Raw genomic sequence first — 22998 nt, forward strand, 5'->3', positions numbered from 1 at the left:
CACCGCGTATCGAGGGTACGTTATGCGTTGCATTTTTTGCCTGGAAGAGCGGCCACCAAGTCAAGAACACGTGTTTCCTCGGGTTTCGCCCGGAACGTCAGTCCGAGATGCTGGACAGCGAACGTCGCGACCTCTTGACAACTTATGAGCGAGAAGATCATCACGCTCGTAGGGTCAATTCTTCCTTCGACCGGCCTTCACTCGCTTGCGACGCTCACATGCGAGATGCTGGAGAAACAGGAGAAGTATCCCGACGGACCCAAGCCGGGTGTTTTTATTGCGACAACTGGAGATGACCTCCTGAATGACTTTGCCGCCGTTATCTCCTTCTTCCTAAATGTTACCTGCACTCCCGATTCCGACCTCACGCGGCGCCTTCTCCTCGCCGAACGGCCGAGCCTCGGCATCGAAGCGGTACCAAGCCGGTTCATCCGCCGCATGTTCGACAAGGACGTCCACGCCAAGGATGGCGAAGCCGCGGCGCTAGCTGCATTCATCACACAACTAATCGGGCTCGAGCGTGAGACTTTTGTCGGAGCCATGCGCGCCATCAGGCAGTTCGTGATCGGTTCACATCGCTTGGCGGACGACCTCAATCTGGCTTACACGCTGTTCGTGACGTCGATAGAATCTCTCGCGCAAGGTTTTGACGGTCATGTAGCCGAGTGGAGTGACTACGACCCGCGCAAGCGAAACAAGATTGACCAAGCCCTGAAGGATGCATCAGACGAAGTCGCCGCTGGTGTCCGAGACGCGGTTCTCTCTAACGAGCATGTTGCGCTGGCGCGCCGTTTCCGTGATTTCGCCATGGCCCATGTCGCGCCGTCATTCTTCCGGGAGGAGGCAGCCGGTGCGCAGGGACCGATAGGTCGGCCCGATCTTCCTAGTGCGCTTCAGCAAGCCGAGCCAGCGGCTTCCGATGTTGACGCTATACTTCCTTTTCCGTAAGCGCGAATTTCCCCGCACCTTTTGCGGTTGAGTGCTGTGATGCATCAGGTGTCCACCAAATTAGGTGGACACCTTGTGATGGCAGACGATAATCAGAAACTGCGGGTCAGGCTTGTTGGCCGGAATGGGCGCCGGCGATACGACCCCACGTCGAAGGACCGTCTTGTCGCGGCCTGCCTTGAACCTGGGGTTTCGGTATCGAGGCTTGCGCTCGAACATGGGATCAATGCGAACCTTCTTCGGAAGTGGATCAAGAAGTGGACGGCGACCAGGTCGCTGCCGCCGTCTTCACCACCGGCGTTCATCCCGGTTCAGCTTGAGAGGACTGCCGATCGGGCCCTGTCGCGGCAGAGCAGCGTGGCGACGGTGGATTTGCCGGCGACTTGCGATGAAGTGCGTGATTCGGAATCCAAACGGACTGCAGCTTTTTGCTCTCCGGCCAAAGTGAGCGCGTCCCTGCCGAACGGCGTGAAGCTCGCGCTGGAATGCGGCGATGTAGATGCATTGACGGCGATCATCGGAGCACTGAGCCATGTTCAGACTGGGCGGTGACCTGCAGGTCTATCTGCACCGTGAGCCGATCGACTTCCGGGCTGGCATCAACAGCCTTGCGGTTCTGGTCCAGGAGACGATGGCACTCGATCCGTTTGCTCCGGCGGTTTTTGCGTTCTGCAATCGCCGTTGCGACCGGATGAAGTTGCTGTTCTTCGACCGGTCCGGCTTTGTGCTGGTCCTGAAGCGGCTGACCGAAGACAAGTTCCGATGGCCGCGCCGCCGGGAGGCGGTCGTCACGCTGACGACCGAGCAATTGCACTGGATCCTTGACGGCATCGATATCGACGCGATGGTCCGCCATCCGGTGCGGCAATATCAGGTTGCCGGCTGAGCTCTCGAGTTGAGTGGTTGACGCGTCGGTACGGTTCAGATTCAAGAATCCGATGAATCGAACCGGCGATCCGAGTGTTGAAGTGCTGTTGGCGCGCATTGCCGCGCTGCAGGCGGAGAACCATCAACTCGCCGACCGCGTCGTCAAACTCGAGGAAGAACTGGCGCTGGCACGCCTGCATCGTTTTGCGCCACGCAGCGAAAAGCACGTCGATCGTCTCTTCAATGAAGCCGAGCAGGCCGCCGATGAGGATGACGCCGGCAGTGAAAAGAACAATATCGCCGAACTTCCGGACACGGGCTTGCCACCCGTCGAAAACACAACGGGAAAGAAGCGCGGCCGCAGGCCGCTGCCAGCGAACCTGCCGCGTGAGCGCGTCGAGTATGATCTGCCCGACGATCAGAAGGCGTGTCCTTGTTGCCGTGGCCAGATGCATCGCATGGGCGAGGCTGTCACCGAGCAACTTCATATCGAGGTGAAGGCGAAGGTTTTACAGAACGTACGCTTCAAATATGCGTGCCGCCATTGCGATCGCACTGGGATCAACGCCCCTGTCGTGACCGCGCCGATGCCGACGCAGCCGCTGCCGGGCAGCGTTGCCACGGCCTCAACGCTGGCGTTCGCGCTGGTTCATAAATATGTCGATGGCACGCCGCTCTACCGCCTGGCGCAGGCCTTCGAACGCGCCGGCGTTCCGGTCAGCCGCGGCGCTCTGGGCCACTGGGTGATCGGCTCAAGCGAGAAGCATCTCTCCCGCATCTCAGACGCCCTGAAGCTGCGGCTCAGATCGCAGCCCCTCATCCATGGCGACGAGACGACGGTTCAGGTCCTCAAGGAAAAGGACAGAGAGGCCACCAGCACATCGTATATGTGGGCCTATCGCAGCGGCGAGGACAGCGACCAGCCCATCGTGCTTCTCGATTATCAGCCAGGCCGTGGCCAAACCCACCCGCAGGCCTTTCTCGGCGATTACCGTGGCATCGTGATGAGTGACGGCTATACCGCCTGGCGCACGCTGGAAGGGGCAACCCACATTGGATGCATGGCCCACTCCAGGCGACGCTTTGTCGATGTCCTCAAGGCGAGGAAGAAAGGCGGCGGTCCGCCCGAGCAGGCGCTGCGGTTCTTCGAACAGCTTTACCGGGTTGAAAGGCAGGCGCGGGACGAAAAACCAGACAGAGGCGAAACGCCAGATCAATGCATTCGCCGCTTCCGCCAGCAACACAGCATTCCCGTCCTGAACGCCCTCAAGGAATGGCTCGATCAAATCGCCCCGAAGGTCTTGCCGGACAGCAAGCTTGGCGACGCCATATCCTACACCCGAAACCAATGGGAATATCTGACGCGCTACGCCGAGGACGGCAGGATGCCGATCGACAACAATCTCCTGGAGCGTGATATCAGAATCTTTGCCACTGGCAGAAAGAGCTGGCTGTTCAGCGACACCGTCGAAGGCGCCAGGGCCAGCGCCGTCGTCTACAGCCTGATGCTGACCTGCCGCGCCTCACGCGTCGAGCCGTTAGCCTGGTTGCGCCACGTTCTCACCGAATTGCCTCAGCGCGCGGGCGACGCCGATATCACCGACCTGCTGCCCTTCAACTTCCCCAAAACCGCCATTGCCTGAACAGGCCAGACGCCCCCCCGATACGAAGGCCATCCGTCAAAAGCGCAGGCCTCAACGTGCGAGGAAAATCGCGCTTACCCTTTTCCATCAGTTTGCAGGCCCTGAGTACAACTGCAAACAGTGGCCGGCCCTCTTTGAAAAGTATAGAGCCGATTTCGATGCGCCCACTATCGAAAGCTTCGTCGCCCATCTGATCGCGGGCTATCGGATTGATTGGACGTTGGCGCAGTTAGAGGAACTGCACAAAACCTACTTCAAGACACGGCATACAGCGAGCGTGACCAAGATTGGGCTCCTGCTTGAAGCTGCCCTGTCGCTCTATGTGGCCGAGGTTAACCGTGCTGCCGGTAACGACGCTCGGGCCCGGGCATTGGTCGCCTTTGCGGTGGACTCCCACCCAGGCCACGCGGCTCTTCGCAACTACGAGGCTTCGTTGCCGGCCGAGCTTGTCGAAATCGATTGGGCACACATCCTTCTTCCCGCGCGGCCAAACGATGAAGGCCCTGCTGTCGATCCAGCTCCTGCCGCCTAGTACAATTCCTCTGACCGCGGAAGAAGTAAAGTTCACTCATTCCTTGATGGCACGGCGATCGCGGGTTATTTACGGTTGTGGCGGAGCAAACGCCGCCCGCCGTCCACCTAAGCTGAGCACGTGATCCATGGACCGTCCCACGATCTTTATTTCTTCGACGATTTACGATTTCCGCGACATGCGGAGCGCGATCAAGGACCATTTGGAAGAGAGCGGGTGCAGGGTTCTGGCCTCGGAGTATAACGACTTCACTAAGCCGCTCGACAAGCACTCCTATCAGGCTTGCCTCGACACGATCCAACAGGCCGATTTCTTCCTGTTGTTGGTCGGCACGCGCGTCGGGGGATGGTATGACGCTCCCAACCGCGTCAGCATTACGCAGCAAGAATACCGCACCGCCTACGAATTGGCTCAGGAAGGAAAGATAAAGCTGCTCTCGTTTGTCCGCGAGGAAGTCTGGCTTCACCGGGAAAGCACCAAGGAGCTCTCCAAGTACCTTGAGGGCATAGCTGACCTGGACGATGAAATTCGAAAGAACATCGCTTCACGGCCGACCAAGTTCGCAAGCGATAACGATTTCATCGTTTCGTTTATCGATGAGATATCGCGGAACAAGGAGACGGCAGAGGCCGTAAAGGGGCGCTGCGCTATGCCAGTCGGTAACTGGGTGCATCCGTTCACGCGGTTCTCGGATATTCGCGACGTCCTCGATCCTCTGATCTTAAACGGCTTATCCGTCCGGCACGCCGCCGGCCGCAAGGCACTGCAAAATCAATTGCTCACCCTCCTGCGGGATGTCGTGCCGGTTATCAACGAGAAGGCAATGATTCCGGCGCCCACGATCCTGAAACTTGCGAAGGAGATTGACCTAAAAACTGAGGATCTCACCGGCTCAATCAAATTGCCGGATCAAACCTTTAGTCGGCTGGTATTCTTGGTGATGATTGCGCCAAACACGACGTTGAACGAAGCGGGACTCGAAGCGGCTTTGGGCTCAGATCTGCTGTTGGAATACGTGCCGGCGGAAGGCAACTTCAAGCAGACGCTCGCTTACGACTTGCTGACCGAGTTGCTTGACCAAATCCGGAAGCTTGAGAAGGTGCGAACAGGATTGAATCTAAACGATATCGTCGTCCTCCGTGGTTCGCCCAAAAGCCGCGGTGCGGATAAGTCGGTTACAGTCCCTACGCATCTCGTCGCGGGCGCGCTTCATACGCTTTTCCGCTGGGCCGATGTGGCGGCTCTCGCGAAAGCTCTTGCTCAGGTTCTGGACGGCAAGTCGCTAGTCACACCACAGCGTATGCCGCTGACCCCGTTCCGTGACCAGGAAGAAGAGCTCAAGCGTGAACAGGTTTCCCTGGATCACGTTCGCGCGTTCGTTGGGCTGGAATCGGGAAGTCCGCAGCAATAGCGCGCAACGCTGGCTAGCTAGCCGCTCCGCTGGTTATGCTTTCTAGTGGCTACCTTGAGCATTTCCTGAAGCAACCGTGCCATGGCCTTTTCAGGATCGTCTGGCATTTCTTTCCTGAGCGCAGTGCGAACTCTTTGAACTTATTTAGCATAACGGCGGTCGCTTTGATGCTGGCGATTCTGTCGCGCGAGCAGTTGCACCTTGGGATACAAGACATTGTGGTCATTTTCAGAACTGAATTCGCAGATCGCGGCGTCAAGCTCGTGATCTCCGATGCGCATGAGGACATTAGGGTAGGGCGGATTTGCCGGTAGGCCGCCCCTAGCTACCGGCTACGGCGGCATTTGCCGTGCTATAAGACAGCAATTGGCCAATCCGATTCACTTTATGCCGCATAATAAAAATCAACATTTCGTGCCGCGATGCCTGTTGCGCCCTTTCACCCTTGACGGGAACGGAGCGTCGATCAGTCTTTTCAATATCGCACGTGGTGTGGTCATTCCCAGAGCGCCAGCTAAGCATCAGTGTTCGAAAAACTACTTGCGGTTCTATGCGCAACCGGCGGAAAGGGACTCGTCTTCCCCAAAGGCGTCAACTCCCCGCGAAGGTGAACGACGTCAAGATGCTTGCGGGTCACGGCGCTCGCGGCGGTGGCAGCAATCAAGGCGATCAAGCGATGACCGCGCGCGACCTTTTACGATGATGGCGGTGAAGTGGAGAAGGCGCTTGCCGCTCTCGAAGGCGAATTTGCTACCATCTTACGCAAACTCGAACGCGGCGGTCTGCCCAACGAAGACAGCAAATTGCTGCTCCTGTTTCTTCTGGTCCAGTGGAGACGTACCGAAGCCGCAATCGAAGAACAGCAATCCCAGATGGAAGATTTCAAGGACAAAGTGTTCCTTGGCAATGAGGGGCAAAAGGATCAGCTCGATCTTTCGCATCGTGAGCTTGTCCAAATGTCGTTGAAGATAGCCTTTGACTGCGTCAAATACGCCGAAGACCTGAAGGTGGTAATCATTCAGAACAAATCCCAGACTGATTTTATCATTTCGGATAATCCAGCAGTTTTGACCAATCGACTTCATCTGCAAAAATGGAATGAGCGAAATTTCGCCATCCAAAGCTCTGGCGTGATCTTCACAATGCCGCTTGGGCCGAAGCTTGCAATGATCGCGTACGATCGTGCCGCGTATTCGAGTAGGAAGGTCTTCAAGTACAACGTGCTTGATTGCAGTGGCCCGCAAGACTCCGTGGTCGAGTTGGCTAAGGAGGTTCAGGTAGTCCGCTGCAAAGTCATTGGCGAGCGCGATTGATCTAACGCTTGCGCCCAAGGCACCGCTGTGCACGTTCCTTGTAGCCAAGCATTCGGCAGTTCCACGCTTCGCAGGCCAGCTTATCGGCCTGCTAGCGCGCTTCCTTTGGCGCGTTCGGCCGAAATGTTGATTTGCGTGCCGAACAGATACTGGCGGGACTTGGTGGACATGGCGACTTCAGAGAAGACCACCGCGCTCGTTGGCGCAAATTGTCAATCTCTTGGGGGCGGTAACGCCCACGGCCTACTCGCTATGGTGGATGTGGATAATCTCAACTGGATTCAAAGAGGCCCGCCACTGAGGCGGCCTCCGAGCATGCGTTTCCATATCGAATCAACGGTGCGGCGTGCGCGTACCGAACGTCCCGTTGTTCGGATTGAAGTTTCCAGACGTGCCGTAATTGTCTCGCTGAGTGCTATTTGGATTGGTCGCCGTGTAAGGCTGTACGTAAGTGCCGTTGCTGCGAGTATAGCCAGATGAACTGTGGGTGTTCGGATTCGAACCCGTCCCAACGTATTGCGCTTGCGCTCCCGTAGCGAAGAGAACTAGCAATGCAGCGAAGATGATCGATTTTGTCATTGTTGCCCCCTGGACGATTGTGCACAGCAAATAATCACGGAGGTTGCGAGAAGTCTAATTAGCAAGTGCGCGGACGATGTGAGTTCCGCTAATCAAAAAGTCGGCGGTAGTTCTACTGACAAAAGTAGTCAGCGCGTAGGATTCCACGACACTGTCACTGTTTCGACCCCACCACTTGCGGAGTTCGTCAACGGTTCTATGAATCCAGCACGCTCAGCGATCTTAATGCACCCATGATCCATTCGTTTTGCCAGGCCGTCTGTTGTCACGAATGCGATGGGAAGCGTCTTTGATTGCGTCTGTTCGGCAAGCCGATTGATCGGCACGCACTGTCGCAAGCCTCCTGCCGCCTTCGGCTAAAGTTGAAAATGGCCGAATGCTCTCCGCACGATGCGCGACGGTCAGCCACGACCTGGCAAGGGCGATGGGCATCCCGCGTGACACGACGGAGGCGCTGACGCATCACGCCATTGTCGGCAGCGGAAAAACCTATGACCGTTACGACATGCAGGCTGAGAAACGGCAGGCGGTTGACGCTATCGCGGCATATATCACTCGGACCTTGAGCCGCAGGGATGCTGCCGTCCAAGAGGCCGCCTAGCGCAGACCCACCCAAAGCTACCTCGGAAATGGCGAACCGGCCCCGTGGGTTGATATGCCATTACGTTCAAATGCCTTACGGGCCGCATCGAACGTTTCCTGCTCTTGGGCGTCTGCGTGGTCGAACCAGTGTCCAGGGGCGTTCGCGGCAATACGCCGCGCAAAAAATGAGGACGGGCGCCAGTCTTCTTTCGGTCGCTTGTCGAAGAGAACGACTCCCCCTCGGGTGAAATACCGTGGCCCCGCGATGTCACAGTTTACCTGCATTTGAAGATGCCAGAAGTCTCCGCTCTCCGGCTTCTCGTCATCTAGTTTCGGGGCGTAGCTAACTGCAACCGGATCATTGGTGATAGCGCACCGGCCAAGCTTAAGAAGGTCCCCAAGCTTGCCTTGCGCGGTGGTAACAAAGTTGAAGTTTGAGAGATCGTGCAAAAAGCCGAGGCTCGGCTTCTCTTCTCCTCGGTGACCTCGGTACCTATCAATGACAGCGCGAAGGGCTGCCAGCCCAGCTCCATCGGCTTTGCGTAAGGCGGGGCGAGCGTCGTCGTGCCGTCAGACGCCAATTCCCAGAAGATCGTATATTCGTCGCCCGATCTGTCATTGCTGTGTCTGGCCCATGAGAACGTAACGATTTCCTGACCGTCGCCAGTCTTATCGACCTCCCAGCCTCTGGGGACGAAGTGCGCGACCTTCGAGACCTTAGCAAAGAGTTGTTCGGCGGTCTCGCCGCTTTGCGCTCGCCAAGTTGACTTGACCTTGTTGATAAGCGCCGCATCGTCTGCGTGCACGCAGACGCTCGACAGCACAAAAACGAGACCAGTCAAGATTGGTTGCCGCACTGAAGGCCCTCCCGCCAAATCGTCGCTTGCCACTATGCCGGGTCGATAACATCCCAAATCGTCCCGAATCCGAAGCCGATGATAAGTCCTATCGGGTAGAACCAAACCCCTTGCGGGTCAGGCGCACCGTAGCGCAAGAGTGTAACCACACCCGCCCCCGTTAGCACCGCAACCGAGGCTGTCATTGCTGATCGATTCCACTGATCGGCTTCCTGGACAAAGAAGGCGACAAGCATGCCTATGATAAAGCCGAGCAGCGTACCGCCAACAGCCGCGCCAGTATCTTTGTGAAAGAACGCGACGCCCAAACCACCCAGCCCGATCAACACGAGAACGAGCCCGAACCAAAGCGGTCGCTTTCCCATCATCTTCTTCGCCATGTTCCCTCCAAAATGCTGACTACTCAGCAACGGTCCTAAAGCGGAGAACCGCTTCGAGTTTGCTCTTCGCTGCGGCTCGATTCCCGCCAAATTGATGCAGCGTGTTTGAGACCGCGAGAAGCGCGGTGCTGGCCGCCATCGGATCAAACTCCCAAAGACCGACAAGCCGCACTGCGAAGGGTTCATTCAGCGCGAACGCCCGCATTCCAGCCGCGAGATCGCGGAACGTGTCTTGAGCCTCACGCAATCTGGCTAGCTCGTCCTCATCCAAGCTGACCTGCTCAACTTCGTCATCTGCACTCACTTTCTGCACCGCCCTCACGTTGTCGTATAACACGCTCTTGTGGATCACTTCGTTGCGCAGATCAAAGAAGTGCCTAAACGGCTGAGCGACAAACGACGTCACTACCCAGCCGACACCACCAAGCACAAAGACGCCAACCGCACTCCAAACGCCAGCCATCCCCAAGCCCTCTCACGGTCTAGACTTTCGGCGAAGGCGCTATTGCGCGCATCCGCAGGTTGATATTCTATCGGCCTAAAGGGTCCGGGGTCTTTCAATGCGAATTGTATCCACAGCATTTGCTTCGCTTGCAGTCAGTTGGATGTTTGTCGGCATGCCCGTTCGGGCTGAAGACAGCGCTCCTAGCAGGCTAGACAGCATAACCAAGTCCGCGCGTGACATGATGCCTTCGATGCCCTCGGTCTCTTTGCCGTCAATGCCGGACCTATCGCTTCCCGATCTGTCCGATCCGACCGGCAAACTAATGTCCGAGTTCAACTCGTTCACCCAACAGGTAGGCGACGCTTTGCCTCTCCTCGAACAGATGGGCTATGAGGTCACTACGTTCAAAGTCATTTGGGGCCTGCCGCCTAAGGCGAGGTTGCGACTGAAGTCCATCGGCAACACAGACCCGCAGAAGGTAAGCGCCATGGCCGCAAAGGCTCCGAGCAGCGGGGTGTTGGTGTCAGCTCTGATCTCCAGCGCAGTAACCGCGAAGCGGATTCAGAGCAGCATGAAATTGGGTACAGCATTTCTCGACGTAGACTTCGCCGTGCCGCCGCGTGTGAATATGAAGTTCGTAAGCTCGAAGGACAGCGGGAAGGACGAGCCCCGTGATCTAGAGGACTTAGAACTTGCCTGCAAAAACTGATCGAGGGATCATTGCTAATGCTGCACGTTCGTCAACTCCTTGTGCTCTTAGTTTCATTCTCTCTAGTCGGCTGCGATCTTTTGAATGATACTACGCCGAAGCCTTGGATCGGATATGCTTGGAACAAAGAGCAGAAGCGGGTCGAATGGTTCTTTAATGGTTTTGAGACGTGGGACCGCGAAGAAGCAATGCTCCACGCAATCGAAACATCTCCCGATAATCAGTGGTACTCGAACCGATCGGTTGTGGCTACAACGGAAACGACTACTGGCGTGTGGCTATAATGAATGCTCTGTTCGGCGGTAAAGAGCTTGCCTGCATTGCGCGATCCACGAATGCGAGTGCAAGCGGAATGGGTTACGGTCCCGTACTTGACCGTCTAAAAAGGCGCGGTGAGGGTTGGTACTGCGTTTGACACGCAGTCGATTTTCAAATTAGCGATGCGCGTTCGCATCATCTGAACAATCGCCGGGCTTACCGCCTAGCCTGATGCAGGCCCGATAGAGCCAAGGCACGACGTAGCTCCCCGCCCATACGCCTTGCCCCGCCTGCTCTGCTTCGTGTTGGGCGCCGCTGTACTTACACGCCCTAGATCGATACCTGTTAAGGGGGACAACAAGGGGCCACCTTAGTCGACAGGATAGACTTGGAATGATGCCGCGTCCGATCTGTGTCAAGGGTGTGCCCTCCAATCAATTTGTCCCGCGTCTTGAGTCACTGCGTGGTCTCGCGGCTGTTTCGGTGGTCGGATTTCATGGCGGGATTTTCCACGATAGTGCCGTGACAGGCATGGCACCCGTGGTGCTTTTCTTCGTCCCGAGCGGATTCGTCCTCTCGCGTTCCCTCAACGCGCCGCTATCAGCGGAAGAGCAGACCTCATCTACAGCCGGACATCCTCATGAGCCTCACATAATAGAGATCCGACTTATAGAGCTGTCGCCAATATTCTTCGAGGCAGCTTGGGAATTGTGCAGGCGCGGAATTGTTCGACCCGGGTCCGAAGGTCGAGTGAGCAAGCGGTGGAGGAAGGCGGTTATTCGCTCACAGTCGCGGGGCGGGCCGCTCTAGCGTACCTCGACAATACAACTATCCTAATTGCGCAACCGGGCTCCCTTGCAGCTACCTTTAACGGCTATCGGCCTCTTTTCGGCGGCGGATTTCATCAACGTGCCATGGAAGCGATCAAGTGCCGAAATGCAGAAGGGTGGTTGGCTTGCTGTGCGATGGTCGGCGCAGCCGCCGAGTCGGTTTTGCTTGCGATTGCGATCACCAAGGAAGGGGACGCGGAACGGGTACTAAACGCATATCGCGGCAATCGAGGACGCCAAGCGGTGTTGAACATGATCGTTGGTCAAGCCGATGCGCAGAGGCGAAACACTCTGACGACGTTTGCAAGCATCGTTTCGCTCTGGCGAGATGATGCTACCCACGGCCGAGCCAGTCCTATTCACACGTCAAATGCAGATGAAGCCCTGCGTCAGCTTCTGCACATGTGCCAGTGGATTGCTCGCGAGTGGGATAACCTCACAAGTTGACGCTGCGATCACTGCGACAAATCTCGCTGATCCCAGAAGGTTGGGAGAATGGAATGAAAAAGGGCGTTTAGAACAAGCGAGCGGTGGCGACTATCGCGGCTACGGCCTTGACGAAAATCCCTCCAGCCGTGCTTGTCCCAGAGAAGTTCATCCAGCCTCACTAGGCTAATCCACAGATACATTAGTGCGTGTGCGAGTGTGGCCTTCGACATCTCGCCGACGTTCCCCAGCATCGCCAGGGGTTGGGAATTACCCTGCCAATCTTGAGGATGAGCAGACACGATGTGAGCAACAAAGTTGATGTGAACGAAATTGGATAGCCACGCATACGTGTCACGCCGGATTTCATCGGGTGTCATATTCACCGGAATGTTCATGGGCGCTGCAGCCTCAATCTTCGAGAGCAAGGTTCTCACGACGGCGGGCGAAAGATGTTTCCTCCAATGCTGATAGTTAGCTCCAGCATCTTCGAAGGATTTATGTACTCACGATACGTAGTTTCGCTCGCCAGTATGACAGTCAGTAAATCAACTATCTCGACGACGCCCCTGAACGTACTACGCGCTTGGCTTTCAAAGCCGTGAAGTATCAAAAGGCGGAACGCTTGCATGGATTGGGCGAAGTTTGAGGTCACTATGTAAAACACAGCGTTAGGGTTTGGTCGCTCCGATAACGGCAAGTCCTTCCAAATTATTCGCGTTCTATGGTCTTGGTTGTTGAGCCCAAAGACGGACATGTCGCAAACTTGCAGGAGCGCGAGATCAAAAAGCAACAACAGCGGCTGTAGCTTGCCTTTGGTGGATTCAAAAGCCTTTCTACGGTCACTCCATACAGCGCCTAGGAAACCTGAAAGTTCTTCTTCGATGCTCTTGGCGCTTTCGGCTGCAGTTTCCTGCAGCCAGTCTCGAAAATACGGGTGGGTGCCTGCAATGGTTTGGCATGTCTTCTCGAGTTGATCGCGCTCTTTCTGCCTCACCAAAAACTCCGTACACGTGATCTTCATGAAACAATTACATGTTGCGGGTCGTCGATATCAGTCTCGACGGTTGCCGGTCGTTGGATGCGGCTTGGTCGCGCCGGTTGTGCCGACGGTCATCGACGAAAACGGCCGCAGTGCCGGGGCACGGATCGAGGCGCTCGCGGGCGCCGCGCGGGCGATGCAGTAGGCCTGCGCAAAGGCTGTGAATAACCGGGACAAGCCTTCCAATCCTCGCGTTGCTACCCTGCATTGTGCGACGCTACGGCCAACTCATTCCCGCCGCAAGTTAGTCACATGAAAAACTTTTCAGACGAGAGAATTGCCATTGTCGGCTTGCTCGCACTCGCGGGGTGGCTGTTCGTAGGATTGCCTATCTATCATCGTCCGCCTTCCCCGGCTGCGCTGCTGCTGGCGACGGAAGAGTGCTACGCGAGATCCCTCGGAATTTGCTTCGTCATCCCGCCAGAGGGTAAAGGCGGCATATTCGGTTTCGCTGAATTCGTACAGGCTTTCGCGCTATTGGTGCTAATTTTTACAGTCAGCGGAATGCGCTACCAGTTTCGCGTTGAGACTGCGCCGATCCCGCTCTGGCAATTAACGTACTGGAGTTCTGGCTCGATTGGCATTGCCGCACTTCTTTCGGATTTGTGGTTTGCTCAGCGCTATCCAATCCCATGGTTTCTTTTAAGTCAGGCCTACTGGCAATCCATACTGGGCCTGTTGTTTCTCTCGCTCGCGATGACATGGCTTTGGTACGCCTTCGTCCGACCGCCGAAGTTCGGAAGAAGGAATGCCTATCGCTTCACCGGCGCGGTCTATCAGTACGTCATGCAGGGCATCGATAGCGATCTCTCAATCGTTGCGGACGAACTTCGTCGCTCCGCAGAACCGATCATAGAGTTCGCTTCAGTCGCATCCAATCGACATAACCGTCAACACCGTGATGGCGGACACGAACCGGAAGCTGAAGACTGCGCCCACGATCTTCTGCTTATCCTTGGAAATAAAAGGTTCTGTCGGCACGTTGCAGGAAACGCACCGAACACGGCGATTGCTCTATTCCGCGCCGTCGCTAAGACAAAACAATACAACGTTCCCATGTCGCAATTTGCGTCGTCTCTCGCGACTGAAGCGATCCTGAACAAGGATTCCATGCTGTATCACGAGGACGCGGGCTACTTCTCGGGCTATTTTGGTTATGCGCGACCGTTTACAAACACGATCTTTGGCAATTTTGAATTTGTAGAGGCTCTAGCAGCTAACGGAAATTCACCCCTTGATGTTGATCTCGACGTTAGATGGAAGTTCGACGGCCAGCAATTGGAAGCCTATCGGCGAGCGACGCTAACGACGTTCAAAGCAGCGCTTGGCAATGGCAATTTTTACCGACATTCCTACGCACTCGCTCGCGCCTTCCACATCATCGAACGTGGCTGCTCGGACCTCTACAAACTAAATGACCCGCTCAGCCCCCAAGAAAAGAGTGACATACACGACCGGCTTAGCGCCGTTATAGGGTTCATCGATGACGCAATTGAAGCGATGGGAGAATGCGGGGTTCAAACAACAAAGCTGCGGAGGCGCGGCCCGTCGTACAAGTGGCAGTATGAACATCAGTACGATAGAATCGCCCAATTGATTGCCGAGGTCATCGGCTATGCAAGTTGGGTTAAAATCAAGGAATTTGAAGGATGGACCATCCAGTACAGCTCAGTGTGGAGCAGGATATTCAATTCTGATGATGGCAAGACGAGAAGGATCGTGCTCTTCAAGGTCCGGCGGTTACTGTACGAAGAAATCAAAGGGGTTAAAGAGCACCCCAATTTTGCGAACGCCGCTTATCTTGGCTATTGCCTGAATGTGCTTGGTCTAAACGTCGGCGAAAAGCGAGACCACCGACGTGACGAATATCCGCTGAGAAAGGCCGTCATTTCCTTTGCACGAAAAAACTATCTCGCTCTAGTTGAGAGGCAACAGAAAGTAGCTGACGCGGTTCTGATCGGCACACTATCGTTCGACAGAGAAAAGAAGCAGCTAGTGAAGACATTTCAATCTGGTCTCGATTTGGTGCCTCCGACGGCCACGCTTGACCTCCTCGAACCAAAGGCAACAACCGCCGGATCGGCGACCTGACAGGCGCCCTTTCTCGACACACTCGCAAGCGCGGACTGGGTCCAGATGCCACTGCGAGACGCCGCAGCGCTGCATCCGCAACGCCCAGGCTCGGCCACCAGGCGCTTAGCATAATTCGCGGCTGGCGTTGCAGATTTACAACCCGCGCAGCCATTCGAGACACTAAGCTCGTCCATTGAAATGGCCGAAACATATTTCATTCTTAGTTCAATATGATCAGGGGGAAACGTGTTTGATGTCTATCGCAATGACAAGCGCGACTTGCTCGTTCTAAGTACAGGCTCTGCCGTACCCGTGCTTTACTCTGCACATAAGTGGCGTAAGAGCAGGAAACGAGTTCTCAAGGTCAGCGACGAAATCAAGTCAGCCGTTCAGGCACAAGGCTATTATCTCCGCAGCCTACGGACCACCAAGGAGCGAATGATCGAGGTGGAGTATGTCGGCGGCTGGTGCTCTCCATGCGCAACCACGACAGCATCACGACCAACCAAGCCGCTATTCTCGACCACGCCGAATGCCGTGTTGAGCCGATCCATCCGAAGGCGATGCCAGTGATCCTGACCACCGAAGAGCAAGCGTGAGCGACTTAAAGCGGCCTCAGGCCGTTAAGATGTTGAAGATATATAGCCCCTGTACAAGAGAGCCGGCTCCGCAAATTTGAACGGGTCGATAAGTGGAGTTTCTGCCTGACAGCGGGCACGCTGGTGCCTGCGAATCAGGAGCGAGGATGAGCAGACGAGCACGCCGGAACCACACACCGGCCTTCAGGGCGAAGGTGGCGCTTGCCGCCGTCAAGGGCGATCGGACAATAGCTCAGCTTGCCGAGCAGTTCGACGTCCACCCCAATCAGATTACGGCGTGGAAGGCGCAGCTGGAGGGTGGCGCTTCCGGGGTTTTCGGCTCGGGCAGCATGTCGCCCGCCGCGCCTGCGATCGATGTGAAGTCGCTGCATGCCAAGATCGGGGAGCTGACGCTGGAGAACGATTTTTTAGAAGGCGCGCTCACCAAGGCGGGATTGCTGAGCGCAAAGCGATGATCGACCGTGAGCACGATCTGTCGATCACCAGGCAGGCGGAAGTTTTGAAGATCAGCCGCGGCAGCGTTTATTACCTGCCGCGCCCGGTGCCGGACGCCGATCTCGCGATCATGCGGCGTCTCGACCGGCTGCATCTGGAGTTTCCCTTCGCCGGTTCGCGTATGCTGAAAGGCCTGCTGGCTGCCGAGGGGTGCAAGATCGGCCGTCGGCATGTGAAGACGCTGATGCGGCGGATGGGGATAGAGGCGCTCTATCGCCGTCCGGGCACCAGCAGACCCGAGCCCGGCCACAAGATCCATCCATACCTGCTGCGCGGCATGGAGATCACGCGACCGAACCAGGTCTGGGCGATGGACATCACCTACATCCCGATGGAGCGCGGTTTTGTCTACCTCGCGGTCGTGCTCGATTGGGCAACCCGTCGTGTTCTGTCGTGGCGGCTGTCGATCACCATGGAAGCAGCCTTCTGCGTCGAGACGCTGGAGGATGCCTTGGCTCGTCACGGCAAGCCGGACATCTTCAACACCGACCAAGGCTCGCAGTTCACCGGACAGGCTTTTACCGGCGTGCTCGCCTGCAACGGCATCGCGATCAGCATGGACGGCAAGGGCGCATGGCGGGACAACGTGTTTGTCGAACGGCTCTGGCGCAGCATCAAATACGAGGAGGTGTACCTGCGGGCCTGTGATAGCGTCAGCGAGGCGCGCAGTTCGATCGGTCGGTATCTCGACTTTTATAACAGCAGGCGTCCCCATTCGAGTCTTGACGGCAGCACGCCGGATCAAGCCTACTTCACCCCGCTGCCGCTCCGCATGGCAGCCTAACCCCGGCAGACGCTCCACTTATCGATGCGGAGATTCTGTTCAGACAACCGGGACCAGCTCTGTATCCGTTTCTCGGGTCATGGTTTAGCTCCGCAATAAGCCTTATCGAAAACCTTGAACCGTTGACGGCTTTTGTTTCAGGATCATTTCGTGGCCTACGGAAATTGGTTTCGTGGCAGCTATCGGCGATGTTCGTTCCGGTTTGCCGCTCCGTCTAGGAATGCCGTATCTGAACGGGAACAGCTTGGCACAGTTAGCTCGCCGCCGCGCCATCCAACCGCGCCAGCCCAGCCTCGATCACGACGACGATATCTTCCTCGATCTGCTGGACGGTCGTCCGAAAATCAAAACCTGCACGTGCCTTTAGGTCCACCGCCAGCTTCCAGCGCTGCATGCGGAGATCATCCAGAGCCCTCCGATTGTTCAAGCGAACGTAACCGTCCACAATCAGCTCGATTGCGTTTGGCATCCCCAACCCCTCTTGTCATCGACCGACGCCGACCCGCTTACCAGCGACACCCTTCAAAACGGCATCTCTTCGCAAACTGTCTCCAGCAGCCGTCAAATGAGACCCTATGGTCGGACCGAGCCGACCTAGCGTCAGGAGAGCAAGGGGGCTGCACAGCTCAATGGAAAGACCGGCTCCCAATATCGCAATGGCGCGTTGTTCATCCCTATCGAGATCGGCCCATGAGATGCCTTCCATGACGCGTCTCCGTCGCAAAGAACTATCTAAAATCCAAACGCGCGACTGATTTGCCGCAGCATAGCCATGGCCGCGTCGGTGTCCCGACCGTGGGTTAGGTATTGATCCACCTGCGCTGTACTGATCGCCGACTTGAACGAGGGCCGCAAGAGCTGCGTTAAGCTTCCTCAACCGTTAAATTAGGAAACGACGCGTTTTGAGTCTAGGATCGTTGCCACCGGGGCTGGACTGCATTTATTCACGATAAGCGTTTTGAACCCGGAAGGCCGGCGGCGATATTGTCGGCGGCCTTTTTCAGGGATAAGCGGATAAGGATTGGGCTGGCCTAGATGCGATCGGCGTCGGCCTCGATAGTCGTAGCTTGGCTTATGACGGATTGGCGCGCCATCGCGGCGGTGCCACACGGGGGCGTTGCATGATTGGAAGAGCGAACTCGACGCGCTCGTCGCTGAAACGATGGCTTTCGCCAAATCGCTGAAGGTGGAGATCGAACGACCGAGGCCTGAGCGGAAAAAAGTCGTCGAGCCGAGTGACCTCAGCTTGCCCGACTATGGCGGCAGCGAGCGCGATGAGATCAGGAAGCGGCTCGAGCCCTTCAAAGCACATCAAGAGCGCTTCATGCGCGAGCCGCGAGGAACATGCCGAGTTACTGCTGCGTCAGATCAGGCCAATCACGAAATCCTAGGAGAGATCAAGTTTGCTGAATCTTCCTGAGCCCTGCCAGGCCCGCTCAAGTCGCTCATGCCAAGCGATGCGCACTCGGCGGCGCACCTGAGGGGCGGGATCTTCCGCCCTTCAATCATAAGCGCGCCGTAGAGTTGGAGCCGCCCCGAACCGATTTTTGCAAGCTCGGATCGGCTGTTCCCGCGTTTTCGCTATCACGAGCTTGAAAACTGTGTTGCTTGCTAAGAAGTAGCCGGAATGCTGCTCCAAAGTCCGAGCGCCTGACGATCGAAGTTCTTTCGAAGGCGATCGCGGTCTACGAAGCGTTTTGGCCTTGACCAAGACCAAAACATCACAGATTCTCTATCCTCTCGAGACTTAACGGAGGCTAGAGTCTGATGCGCAACCTTCTCTTTGTCTGCGTGCTTGCACTTCCGATCCTCGTCGGCTTTGGATCGCCTTCGCCCGCGGCTCCGCGGGGGCGTTCGTACATTCCACCGGCTCGGCAGGACGTTTTTTGCTTGCAGGGACGTGCCTGGGGATATCCTGGCAATTGCCAGTTCTCGACATATGACCAGTGCATGGCCACTGCCTCCGGTACCTTAGCCTATTGCGGGATGAATCCAACCTACGCATTCCAGCGACAAGGAGGGCAATTGCGCTGATGTGTATCGTCAAGCGTGCTCGAGACATCAATATTTGCTCGTAAAGATGGATCCGCCCGCTCTGCAGGTTAAGCGTTGAGCTTCCGCCTGGTTGGAGATCCCGCTTAAGTACGCTCGCGTTCTCGGTTGCATCGGGACGCAAGGCAACACGATCCAGACGGGATGGCCTATCGGCCTCACATACCATCGGCATCCTTTCGCACCGGCTCGCTCAAATGCCGCTGATTGTACGACGAGCCGCGGCCACTTCGCGCTAGGCCAGAGCCAGACAGCCGTCAGTCAGACCAAGATTCTGATCGAAAAGCCTTATTCGTCCATGCGCGCGGCGTTGATAACTTTAAGGCTCGCTGAGCATAGCGACTCTGCCATTGTGCACGCCGACGTCGCAATGCGCGGAGACACGGATGGAACGGCCCGATTCGTGTTTGGTATTTTGGCGCTTCAGCCTTGCAGCCGCAGGGACTGGGTCGAGCTAGAGGGAAAGGGGTAGCGGCCTCTTGGAGCGTGGGACGAAGCGAATTGGATATGCAGGCAACACACCGACTTTGCGTTGTTGAGTTTTCCTCGAGGTCGTTCTTTATCGTCAGCGTTGGCATCGTCCTGCCGGCGTGGATCGCCTTGCACGCCGGCGGATCCAGCCTGGTTGGCCTTGTGCTGCTTACCTGAAGCGTCGCTGGATTCGTTCTGGCACCGCTCAGCGGGTACATCGTCGACCGACATAGCTGACTCCACTCACCGCAACGGCCTATCCGTCTCACAACCCTCATTTTCTCAAGCGGAGTCATCGTGGCCATTGAGCCGCTTCTCGTAAAAGATCACTGCATATCCATGCAACATCCCTTCCCTGCGGCGAACATATCCAGCGGACTCATAAAGTCTTTGAGCCCCTATTTGGATCGTTGTTGTGTCGAGCATTATCCACTTGAAACCGAGAGCAACAGCTCGCGACTCCAATTCACGAAGAACTGTCCTACCAAGCCCGCGTCGCTGAAGGATGGGATCGACCCGCATACGTTTAAGTTCTGCGACATCATCATCAAAAGGTTTCAATCCACCCATGGCAGCGAGTCGGGGACCAATATGCGCAACTACGAAGTCGCCGCCCGACCCGATGTACACTTGCTCGATATTGCGTAAATCATCCTCCCAGGTCCCTTCCGGGCCGCACACACCAACGTCCTGCGATGCGCTTCTGTGCAGATACGATACACCATCGCTATCCCCGGACTCGAAGCGACGAAGGATCAGTTCGTCTTGAGACATCGACTAACACCCCTCGACCGGTGTCGGACGCCTGTGCCTGTGGCACCGTTGTCTGTTTTTAGCCTAGCAGAGACCACCGTCAGCTCACCGAAGAGCCTCTGTCAACAGCCGCTGAGAAAGGACAGCCTCAACATTCTCCGATACCTCAACTCCGACAATTGGACGACCAGGCTCAACGGTATATTTTAAGGCCGTACTACGGTGCATCCGCGTAAACCGATCCAGTGCACAAATACAGGACGCGAGCAGCGTTTCGATTTCGCCGCCGTGATGCTCCATGACTGGCGAAATGGTCGCAACCCTGGGAAAGTCCGCTTTCCCTTCTAGCCAACCCGGCTTGAGCGACGCACTCTCTTTGTCTGACGACAGCCAGCGGAATACCTCGTGAATGCATCTCTGCGGGTAATATTTGGACAGCCGATATAGATCCCTATAAAATTGCGGTTTCTGGTGGAAGAGTTCTTCGCCGACCAGTAGCACCGAGACCGCCACGATGCGAGCCGAGAAGCGGCCGCTTGGACCAAGCGTATTCTTGTAAGGATTCTTTCCGTAAAATACACGAAATTGGCCAAATAAGTCCGGCGACATATGTTCATGAAAGCGCGTCAGAACATAATTTGCTGCCTCAAGGCGCTCCAGGCATAGCGCGAGACATTGCCCCGCATCCACGTCGGCCACATCCCGCAAGTTAAGCAGAGCGTCCATTGCTGACTGCAATTCGCTCTCGATGATCTGATGGCCCAAGCAAAAATCTCGCTCCTCGACCCCGGCCGCGCCGAGGCAGTATACGCGTGGATCGTTCTGCAACGGATTCGTAAGGATCATATCTTCATAGGAGAGGACCTCAATGCCAGGCCGGCGTTGACAACTTGAGCGCGCAAGGCGGCTCAGTGCCTCTCCCGCCGTCAGCTCGGCGTCCACGGGATGAAGGCCGGCAAACGCAGACATCTGATAAGCACAATTTGCGAGATATTGGATGTCTGTCTTGGCGATCTCGAAGTCTGACTGCGGCAAACTTAGCAGCTGCGCATCATAGTCCTTCTCCGCAATCATTGCGTTGATGCTACGCCCAAGATCCTTAACCGCTTCACAAGGTCGTTCACTGCATTTGATCTCCGCAATGCAGTGCGGCAGTTGATCGGCGACAAAATTGCTGACCAGCCCAAGCGGGCGTTCTCGCTGCCGGCGATCAATGCTATCGGTCAGATGCAAAAATATGTCCTGCGCCTGGCAGGGCGACCGTTGCGGGGTGTAAGCGGAGAAAGGAGCGACCATAAACGAGCGCGGCCCCGACCTCATCGAAAAGCAACTTGCATTTCGGCACTTGATCCGTAGCGAGCGGCCGGTGAGTAATCATGTTTTTCGAGCAGATCAGTTCGTTTGTCTGTTATCCTGCTGTCGTTGTACGCGACCCGCTCAAGTACACTGTTCGAGAAAAATAGCAGCGATACGGCGCCCGAATTGATAGTGCCGGCGGCAGTTAACGAAAGCAGGCCATCCTCTGAAATGCAGATGAGTCCTGCCTCATTCAAGATTTCAAGCTCGCGGCCAAAGCATTTCTCAATGGACACCCCAAATTCCCGCTCGAAGCGGGAGAGCAACACCCCACTGCTTCGCAGGGCAAACATTACCGTTCTGCGCATCAGATCATCTTGCGACAGGACAACACCCTTCCACACCGGCTTCTCGCCCGCCTCAACCCTATACAGGTAGCGATCTAAATCCGCCTCGTTATAGAACTGGCACTGGCTCATGTAGCCAAATCCGGCAACCCCAAACGGGACCAGATTATTGTCGTTCCAGGAATCGTATTTGCGGCGCTGTTGAACCGAGTGTGGCTGCGACTGCTTACTCCAATAGAAGATCGGCCCATGATGATAGCCAAGGCTCGTGAGGATATGCTCGGCCATAAAATGCATGATAATGCGCTCCTTGGCCCCGGCGAATTGATATCGTCCCTGAGCCAAATGGCGGGCCACGGGGTCTGTAGATTTAAACATCAATGGAAATACATTGAACTTCTCTATTCCCATATCCAGTAAGCCGATAAGTGAGTCGTACCAGCTCCGGAGCGTTTGCTGCGGCAATCCATACATGAGGTCAAGCGACAGATTCTCAACGCCCATCTCATTCAGTAATTTTACGAGTTGTACTACCTCGTCCACGCGGTGCCCGCGGTTTAATATGCGTAGAATGCTCGGATCCAGACTCTGAACGCCCAATACGAAGCGGTTTACGCCGGCTCTGAGCAGTGTGGATATGCGATCTGCAGCGTCCGCTTGCTTTGCGAGAGAGGGATGTAATTCGAAACTCACCTCCGACTTCGACAGATCAAAGCGCCGGCTAATCATACCAAATAGCGTTTTCAGTTGACGGTTGGTCAAGAACGAGGGGGTGCCGCCTCCAAAAAAAGCAGTCTCAATAGCTCTGTCAGCCAGCGCAGCGTCCGACCAACTCATCTCTTTATCTAAAGCCGCCAGGTAGCGCTCCACTCGCCCAGAAGATGGATGGATTTCCTTGGCGAAGTGGCAAAAGGTGCAATACTGGTCACAGAAGGGGATGTGAAAATAGAGATCAATTGACGACGTAACCTGAAGCAGCAACTTTTCGGCATTCAGGTCGCCCATTGCCTTGAGAGGCGGATACGTGCCGACGAGATAATCGTTATGCGTGTCAAGGTGCAAATTCCGTGACCTCAACATGTTAAGATTAATGTCGTACGACCGGTCGATCGCGTATTCCAAGGTTTCGGAATAAGTCGGCGCGTGCATTTTTTAAACTCCTCTAGCTTTCGTGTGAAGCAAGGCGCGATGGCACCTCCGTTCCTCGCTTCACATCGCGCTCTTCAGCTCGGGCTCGGTACCGAAGCCGTGCATTTCGATCAAAGGCGCGGATTTGTCGGCTCCCACTCGAGACAACCATCGTAGA

Annotated in this window: 24 protein-coding genes and 2 pseudogenes; 17 read left to right on the plus strand and 9 right to left on the minus strand. The window is 56.1% G+C overall.

The genetic code is table 11. From position 1 onward, the window contains the following. Window positions 1–144 precede the first annotated feature (144 nt). From ACTGJ9_RS12005 to ACTGJ9_RS12045, 9 genes and pseudogenes are all read left to right on the plus strand, one after another. Entirely contained in the window at window positions 145–948 is an 804-nt protein-coding gene (locus ACTGJ9_RS12005; RefSeq protein ID WP_456677206.1) for a hypothetical protein, read from the plus strand. Between the two features lie 78 nt (window positions 949–1026). Then, a complete protein-coding gene (gene tnpA, locus ACTGJ9_RS12010) occupies window positions 1027–1500 on the plus strand; it encodes an IS66-like element accessory protein TnpA (protein WP_456677207.1) in 474 nt (157 codons plus the stop codon). After that, window positions 1481–1834, plus strand: coding sequence for an IS66 family insertion sequence element accessory protein TnpB (tnpB, locus tag ACTGJ9_RS12015; RefSeq protein ID WP_456677208.1), 354 nt, complete (start codon window positions 1481–1483; stop codon window positions 1832–1834). The genes tnpA and tnpB overlap by 20 nt, the downstream gene beginning before the upstream one ends. Before the next feature lie 52 nt (window positions 1835–1886). After that, entirely contained in the window at window positions 1887–3458 is a 1572-nt protein-coding gene (gene tnpC, locus ACTGJ9_RS12020; RefSeq protein ID WP_456677209.1) for an IS66 family transposase, read from the plus strand. After that, on the plus strand, window positions 3451–3990 hold the full coding sequence (locus ACTGJ9_RS12025; RefSeq protein WP_456677210.1) for a hypothetical protein: 540 nt from the start codon (window positions 3451–3453) through the stop codon (window positions 3988–3990). The genes tnpC and ACTGJ9_RS12025 overlap by 8 nt, the downstream gene beginning before the upstream one ends. Before the next feature lie 127 nt (window positions 3991–4117). After that, entirely contained in the window at window positions 4118–5401 is a 1284-nt protein-coding gene (locus tag ACTGJ9_RS12030; protein ID WP_456677211.1) for a DUF4062 domain-containing protein, read from the plus strand. A 387-nt stretch (window positions 5402–5788) separates the two neighbouring features. Next, a pseudogene (locus tag ACTGJ9_RS12035) lies at window positions 5789–5893 on the plus strand (hypothetical protein); the annotation flags it as partial. Window positions 5894–6114: 221 nt separating this feature from the next. After that, window positions 6115–6714, plus strand: coding sequence for a DUF4238 domain-containing protein (locus ACTGJ9_RS12040; protein WP_456677212.1), 600 nt, complete (start codon window positions 6115–6117; stop codon window positions 6712–6714). A gap of 955 nt (window positions 6715–7669) precedes the next feature. Beyond that, the gene (locus ACTGJ9_RS12045) at window positions 7670–7894 is read left to right on the plus strand and encodes a hypothetical protein (RefSeq protein ID WP_456677213.1); all 225 of its coding nucleotides are present in this window, start codon (window positions 7670–7672) and stop codon (window positions 7892–7894) included. A 307-nt stretch (window positions 7895–8201) separates the two neighbouring features. Here the strand turns inward: ACTGJ9_RS12045 and ACTGJ9_RS12050 are convergent, their stop codons facing one another. From ACTGJ9_RS12050 to ACTGJ9_RS12060, 3 genes are read right to left on the minus strand one after another with little or no spacing between them, the layout of a single operon-like run. Beyond that, complete coding sequence (locus tag ACTGJ9_RS12050; RefSeq protein ID WP_456677214.1) at window positions 8202–8717, minus strand: hypothetical protein; 516 nt, start codon at window positions 8715–8717, stop codon at window positions 8202–8204. A 47-nt stretch (window positions 8718–8764) separates the two neighbouring features. Further along, on the minus strand, window positions 8765–9112 hold the full coding sequence (locus tag ACTGJ9_RS12055; RefSeq protein WP_456677215.1) for a hypothetical protein: 348 nt from the start codon (window positions 9110–9112) through the stop codon (window positions 8765–8767). Between the two features lie 19 nt (window positions 9113–9131). Continuing rightward, window positions 9132–9575, minus strand: coding sequence for a hypothetical protein (locus tag ACTGJ9_RS12060; RefSeq protein ID WP_456677216.1), 444 nt, complete (start codon window positions 9573–9575; stop codon window positions 9132–9134). A 142-nt stretch (window positions 9576–9717) separates the two neighbouring features. On the opposite strand from ACTGJ9_RS12060, the gene ACTGJ9_RS12065 reads away from it, so the two are divergent. After that, window positions 9718–10266, plus strand: coding sequence for a hypothetical protein (locus tag ACTGJ9_RS12065; RefSeq protein WP_456677217.1), 549 nt, complete (start codon window positions 9718–9720; stop codon window positions 10264–10266). 1019 nt (window positions 10267–11285) lie between these two features. Continuing rightward, window positions 11286–11801, plus strand: a complete 516-nt coding sequence (locus ACTGJ9_RS12070; protein WP_456677218.1) for a hypothetical protein — start codon at window positions 11286–11288, stop codon at window positions 11799–11801. Window positions 11802–11809: 8 nt separating this feature from the next. Here the strand turns inward: ACTGJ9_RS12070 and ACTGJ9_RS12075 are convergent, their stop codons facing one another. Further along, window positions 11810–12178, minus strand: a complete 369-nt coding sequence (locus tag ACTGJ9_RS12075) for a hypothetical protein (RefSeq protein ID WP_456677219.1) — start codon at window positions 12176–12178, stop codon at window positions 11810–11812. Window positions 12179–12213: 35 nt separating this feature from the next. Continuing rightward, complete coding sequence (locus tag ACTGJ9_RS12080; RefSeq protein WP_456677220.1) at window positions 12214–12777, minus strand: hypothetical protein; 564 nt, start codon at window positions 12775–12777, stop codon at window positions 12214–12216. A 297-nt stretch (window positions 12778–13074) separates the two neighbouring features. Here ACTGJ9_RS12080 and ACTGJ9_RS12085 point away from each other — a divergent pair, with 297 nt between their 5' ends. The 4 genes and pseudogenes from ACTGJ9_RS12085 (at window position 13075) to ACTGJ9_RS12100 (ending at window position 16773) form a co-directional block, all read left to right on the plus strand. Continuing rightward, window positions 13075–14913, plus strand: a complete 1839-nt coding sequence (locus tag ACTGJ9_RS12085; protein ID WP_456677221.1) for a hypothetical protein — start codon at window positions 13075–13077, stop codon at window positions 14911–14913. Window positions 14914–15141: 228 nt separating this feature from the next. Beyond that, window positions 15142–15348, plus strand: a pseudogene (locus ACTGJ9_RS12090) (hypothetical protein); the annotation flags it as partial. Window positions 15349–15371: 23 nt separating this feature from the next. Beyond that, window positions 15372–15494: a hypothetical protein gene (locus ACTGJ9_RS12095; protein ID WP_456678793.1), complete on the plus strand. Its 123-nt coding sequence runs from the start codon at window positions 15372–15374 to the stop codon at window positions 15492–15494. A 146-nt stretch (window positions 15495–15640) separates the two neighbouring features. Further along, window positions 15641–16773 (plus strand): IS3 family transposase gene (locus tag ACTGJ9_RS12100; RefSeq protein ID WP_456678506.1). Its coding sequence is split into 2 segments (ribosomal slippage): window positions 15641–15896 and window positions 15896–16773, totalling 1134 coding nucleotides; the frame shifts between segments, so codons are not numbered across the junction. 253 nt (window positions 16774–17026) lie between these two features. Here ACTGJ9_RS12100 and ACTGJ9_RS12105 read toward each other — a convergent pair. After that, window positions 17027–17242: a hypothetical protein gene (locus ACTGJ9_RS12105; RefSeq protein WP_456677222.1), complete on the minus strand. Its 216-nt coding sequence runs from the start codon at window positions 17240–17242 to the stop codon at window positions 17027–17029. Between the two features lie 648 nt (window positions 17243–17890). Between ACTGJ9_RS12105 and ACTGJ9_RS12110 the strand changes: the two genes are divergently transcribed. After that, complete coding sequence (locus ACTGJ9_RS12110) at window positions 17891–18193, plus strand: hypothetical protein (protein WP_456677223.1); 303 nt, start codon at window positions 17891–17893, stop codon at window positions 18191–18193. Window positions 18194–18540: 347 nt separating this feature from the next. Continuing rightward, window positions 18541–18807, plus strand: coding sequence for a DUF3551 domain-containing protein (locus ACTGJ9_RS12115; protein WP_456677224.1), 267 nt, complete (start codon window positions 18541–18543; stop codon window positions 18805–18807). A 771-nt stretch (window positions 18808–19578) separates the two neighbouring features. On the opposite strand, the gene ACTGJ9_RS12120 is transcribed toward ACTGJ9_RS12115, so the two are convergent. The 3 genes from ACTGJ9_RS12120 to ACTGJ9_RS12130 form a co-directional block, all read right to left on the minus strand. Then, window positions 19579–20070 carry a GNAT family N-acetyltransferase gene (locus ACTGJ9_RS12120; RefSeq protein WP_456677225.1) on the minus strand — a complete coding sequence of 164 codons (492 nt, stop codon included), beginning with the start codon at window positions 20068–20070 and terminating at the stop codon, window positions 19579–19581. Between the two features lie 84 nt (window positions 20071–20154). After that, window positions 20155–21282, minus strand: coding sequence for a hypothetical protein (locus ACTGJ9_RS12125; protein ID WP_456677226.1), 1128 nt, complete (start codon window positions 21280–21282; stop codon window positions 20155–20157). Window positions 21283–21365: 83 nt separating this feature from the next. Continuing rightward, window positions 21366–22841, minus strand: a complete 1476-nt coding sequence (locus tag ACTGJ9_RS12130) for a coproporphyrinogen-III oxidase family protein (RefSeq protein ID WP_456677227.1) — start codon at window positions 22839–22841, stop codon at window positions 21366–21368. Between the last annotated feature and the right edge of the window lie 157 nt (window positions 22842–22998).

The sequence above is a fragment of the Bradyrhizobium sp. RDM12 genome (assembly GCF_051917485.1).
Taxonomy (GTDB): Bacteria; Pseudomonadota; Alphaproteobacteria; order Rhizobiales; family Xanthobacteraceae; genus Bradyrhizobium.

Coding starts and splice junctions, on each gene's coding strand:
- ACTGJ9_RS12005 (WP_456677206.1), top strand. CDS start 145: ATGAGCGAGAAGATCATCACGCTCGTAGGGTCAATTCTTCCTTCGACC.
- tnpA (WP_456677207.1), top strand. CDS start 1,027: ATGGCAGACGATAATCAGAAACTGCGGGTCAGGCTTGTTGGCCGGAAT.
- tnpB (WP_456677208.1), top strand. CDS start 1,481: ATGTTCAGACTGGGCGGTGACCTGCAGGTCTATCTGCACCGTGAGCCG.
- tnpC (WP_456677209.1), top strand. CDS start 1,887: ATGAATCGAACCGGCGATCCGAGTGTTGAAGTGCTGTTGGCGCGCATT.
- ACTGJ9_RS12030 (WP_456677211.1), top strand. CDS start 4,118: ATGGACCGTCCCACGATCTTTATTTCTTCGACGATTTACGATTTCCGC.
- ACTGJ9_RS12045 (WP_456677213.1), top strand. CDS start 7,670: ATGCTCTCCGCACGATGCGCGACGGTCAGCCACGACCTGGCAAGGGCG.
- ACTGJ9_RS12055 (WP_456677215.1), bottom strand. CDS start 9,112: ATGGCGAAGAAGATGATGGGAAAGCGACCGCTTTGGTTCGGGCTCGTT.
- ACTGJ9_RS12060 (WP_456677216.1), bottom strand. CDS start 9,575: ATGGCTGGCGTTTGGAGTGCGGTTGGCGTCTTTGTGCTTGGTGGTGTC.
- ACTGJ9_RS12065 (WP_456677217.1), top strand. CDS start 9,718: ATGTTTGTCGGCATGCCCGTTCGGGCTGAAGACAGCGCTCCTAGCAGG.
- ACTGJ9_RS12075 (WP_456677219.1), bottom strand. CDS start 12,178: ATGAACATTCCGGTGAATATGACACCCGATGAAATCCGGCGTGACACG.
- ACTGJ9_RS12085 (WP_456677221.1), top strand. CDS start 13,075: ATGAAAAACTTTTCAGACGAGAGAATTGCCATTGTCGGCTTGCTCGCA.
- ACTGJ9_RS12095 (WP_456678793.1), top strand. CDS start 15,372: ATGCGCAACCACGACAGCATCACGACCAACCAAGCCGCTATTCTCGAC.
- ACTGJ9_RS12105 (WP_456677222.1), bottom strand. CDS start 17,242: ATGCCAAACGCAATCGAGCTGATTGTGGACGGTTACGTTCGCTTGAAC.
- ACTGJ9_RS12115 (WP_456677224.1), top strand. CDS start 18,541: ATGCGCAACCTTCTCTTTGTCTGCGTGCTTGCACTTCCGATCCTCGTC.
- ACTGJ9_RS12120 (WP_456677225.1), bottom strand. CDS start 20,070: ATGTCTCAAGACGAACTGATCCTTCGTCGCTTCGAGTCCGGGGATAGC.
- ACTGJ9_RS12130 (WP_456677227.1), bottom strand. CDS start 22,841: ATGCACGCGCCGACTTATTCCGAAACCTTGGAATACGCGATCGACCGG.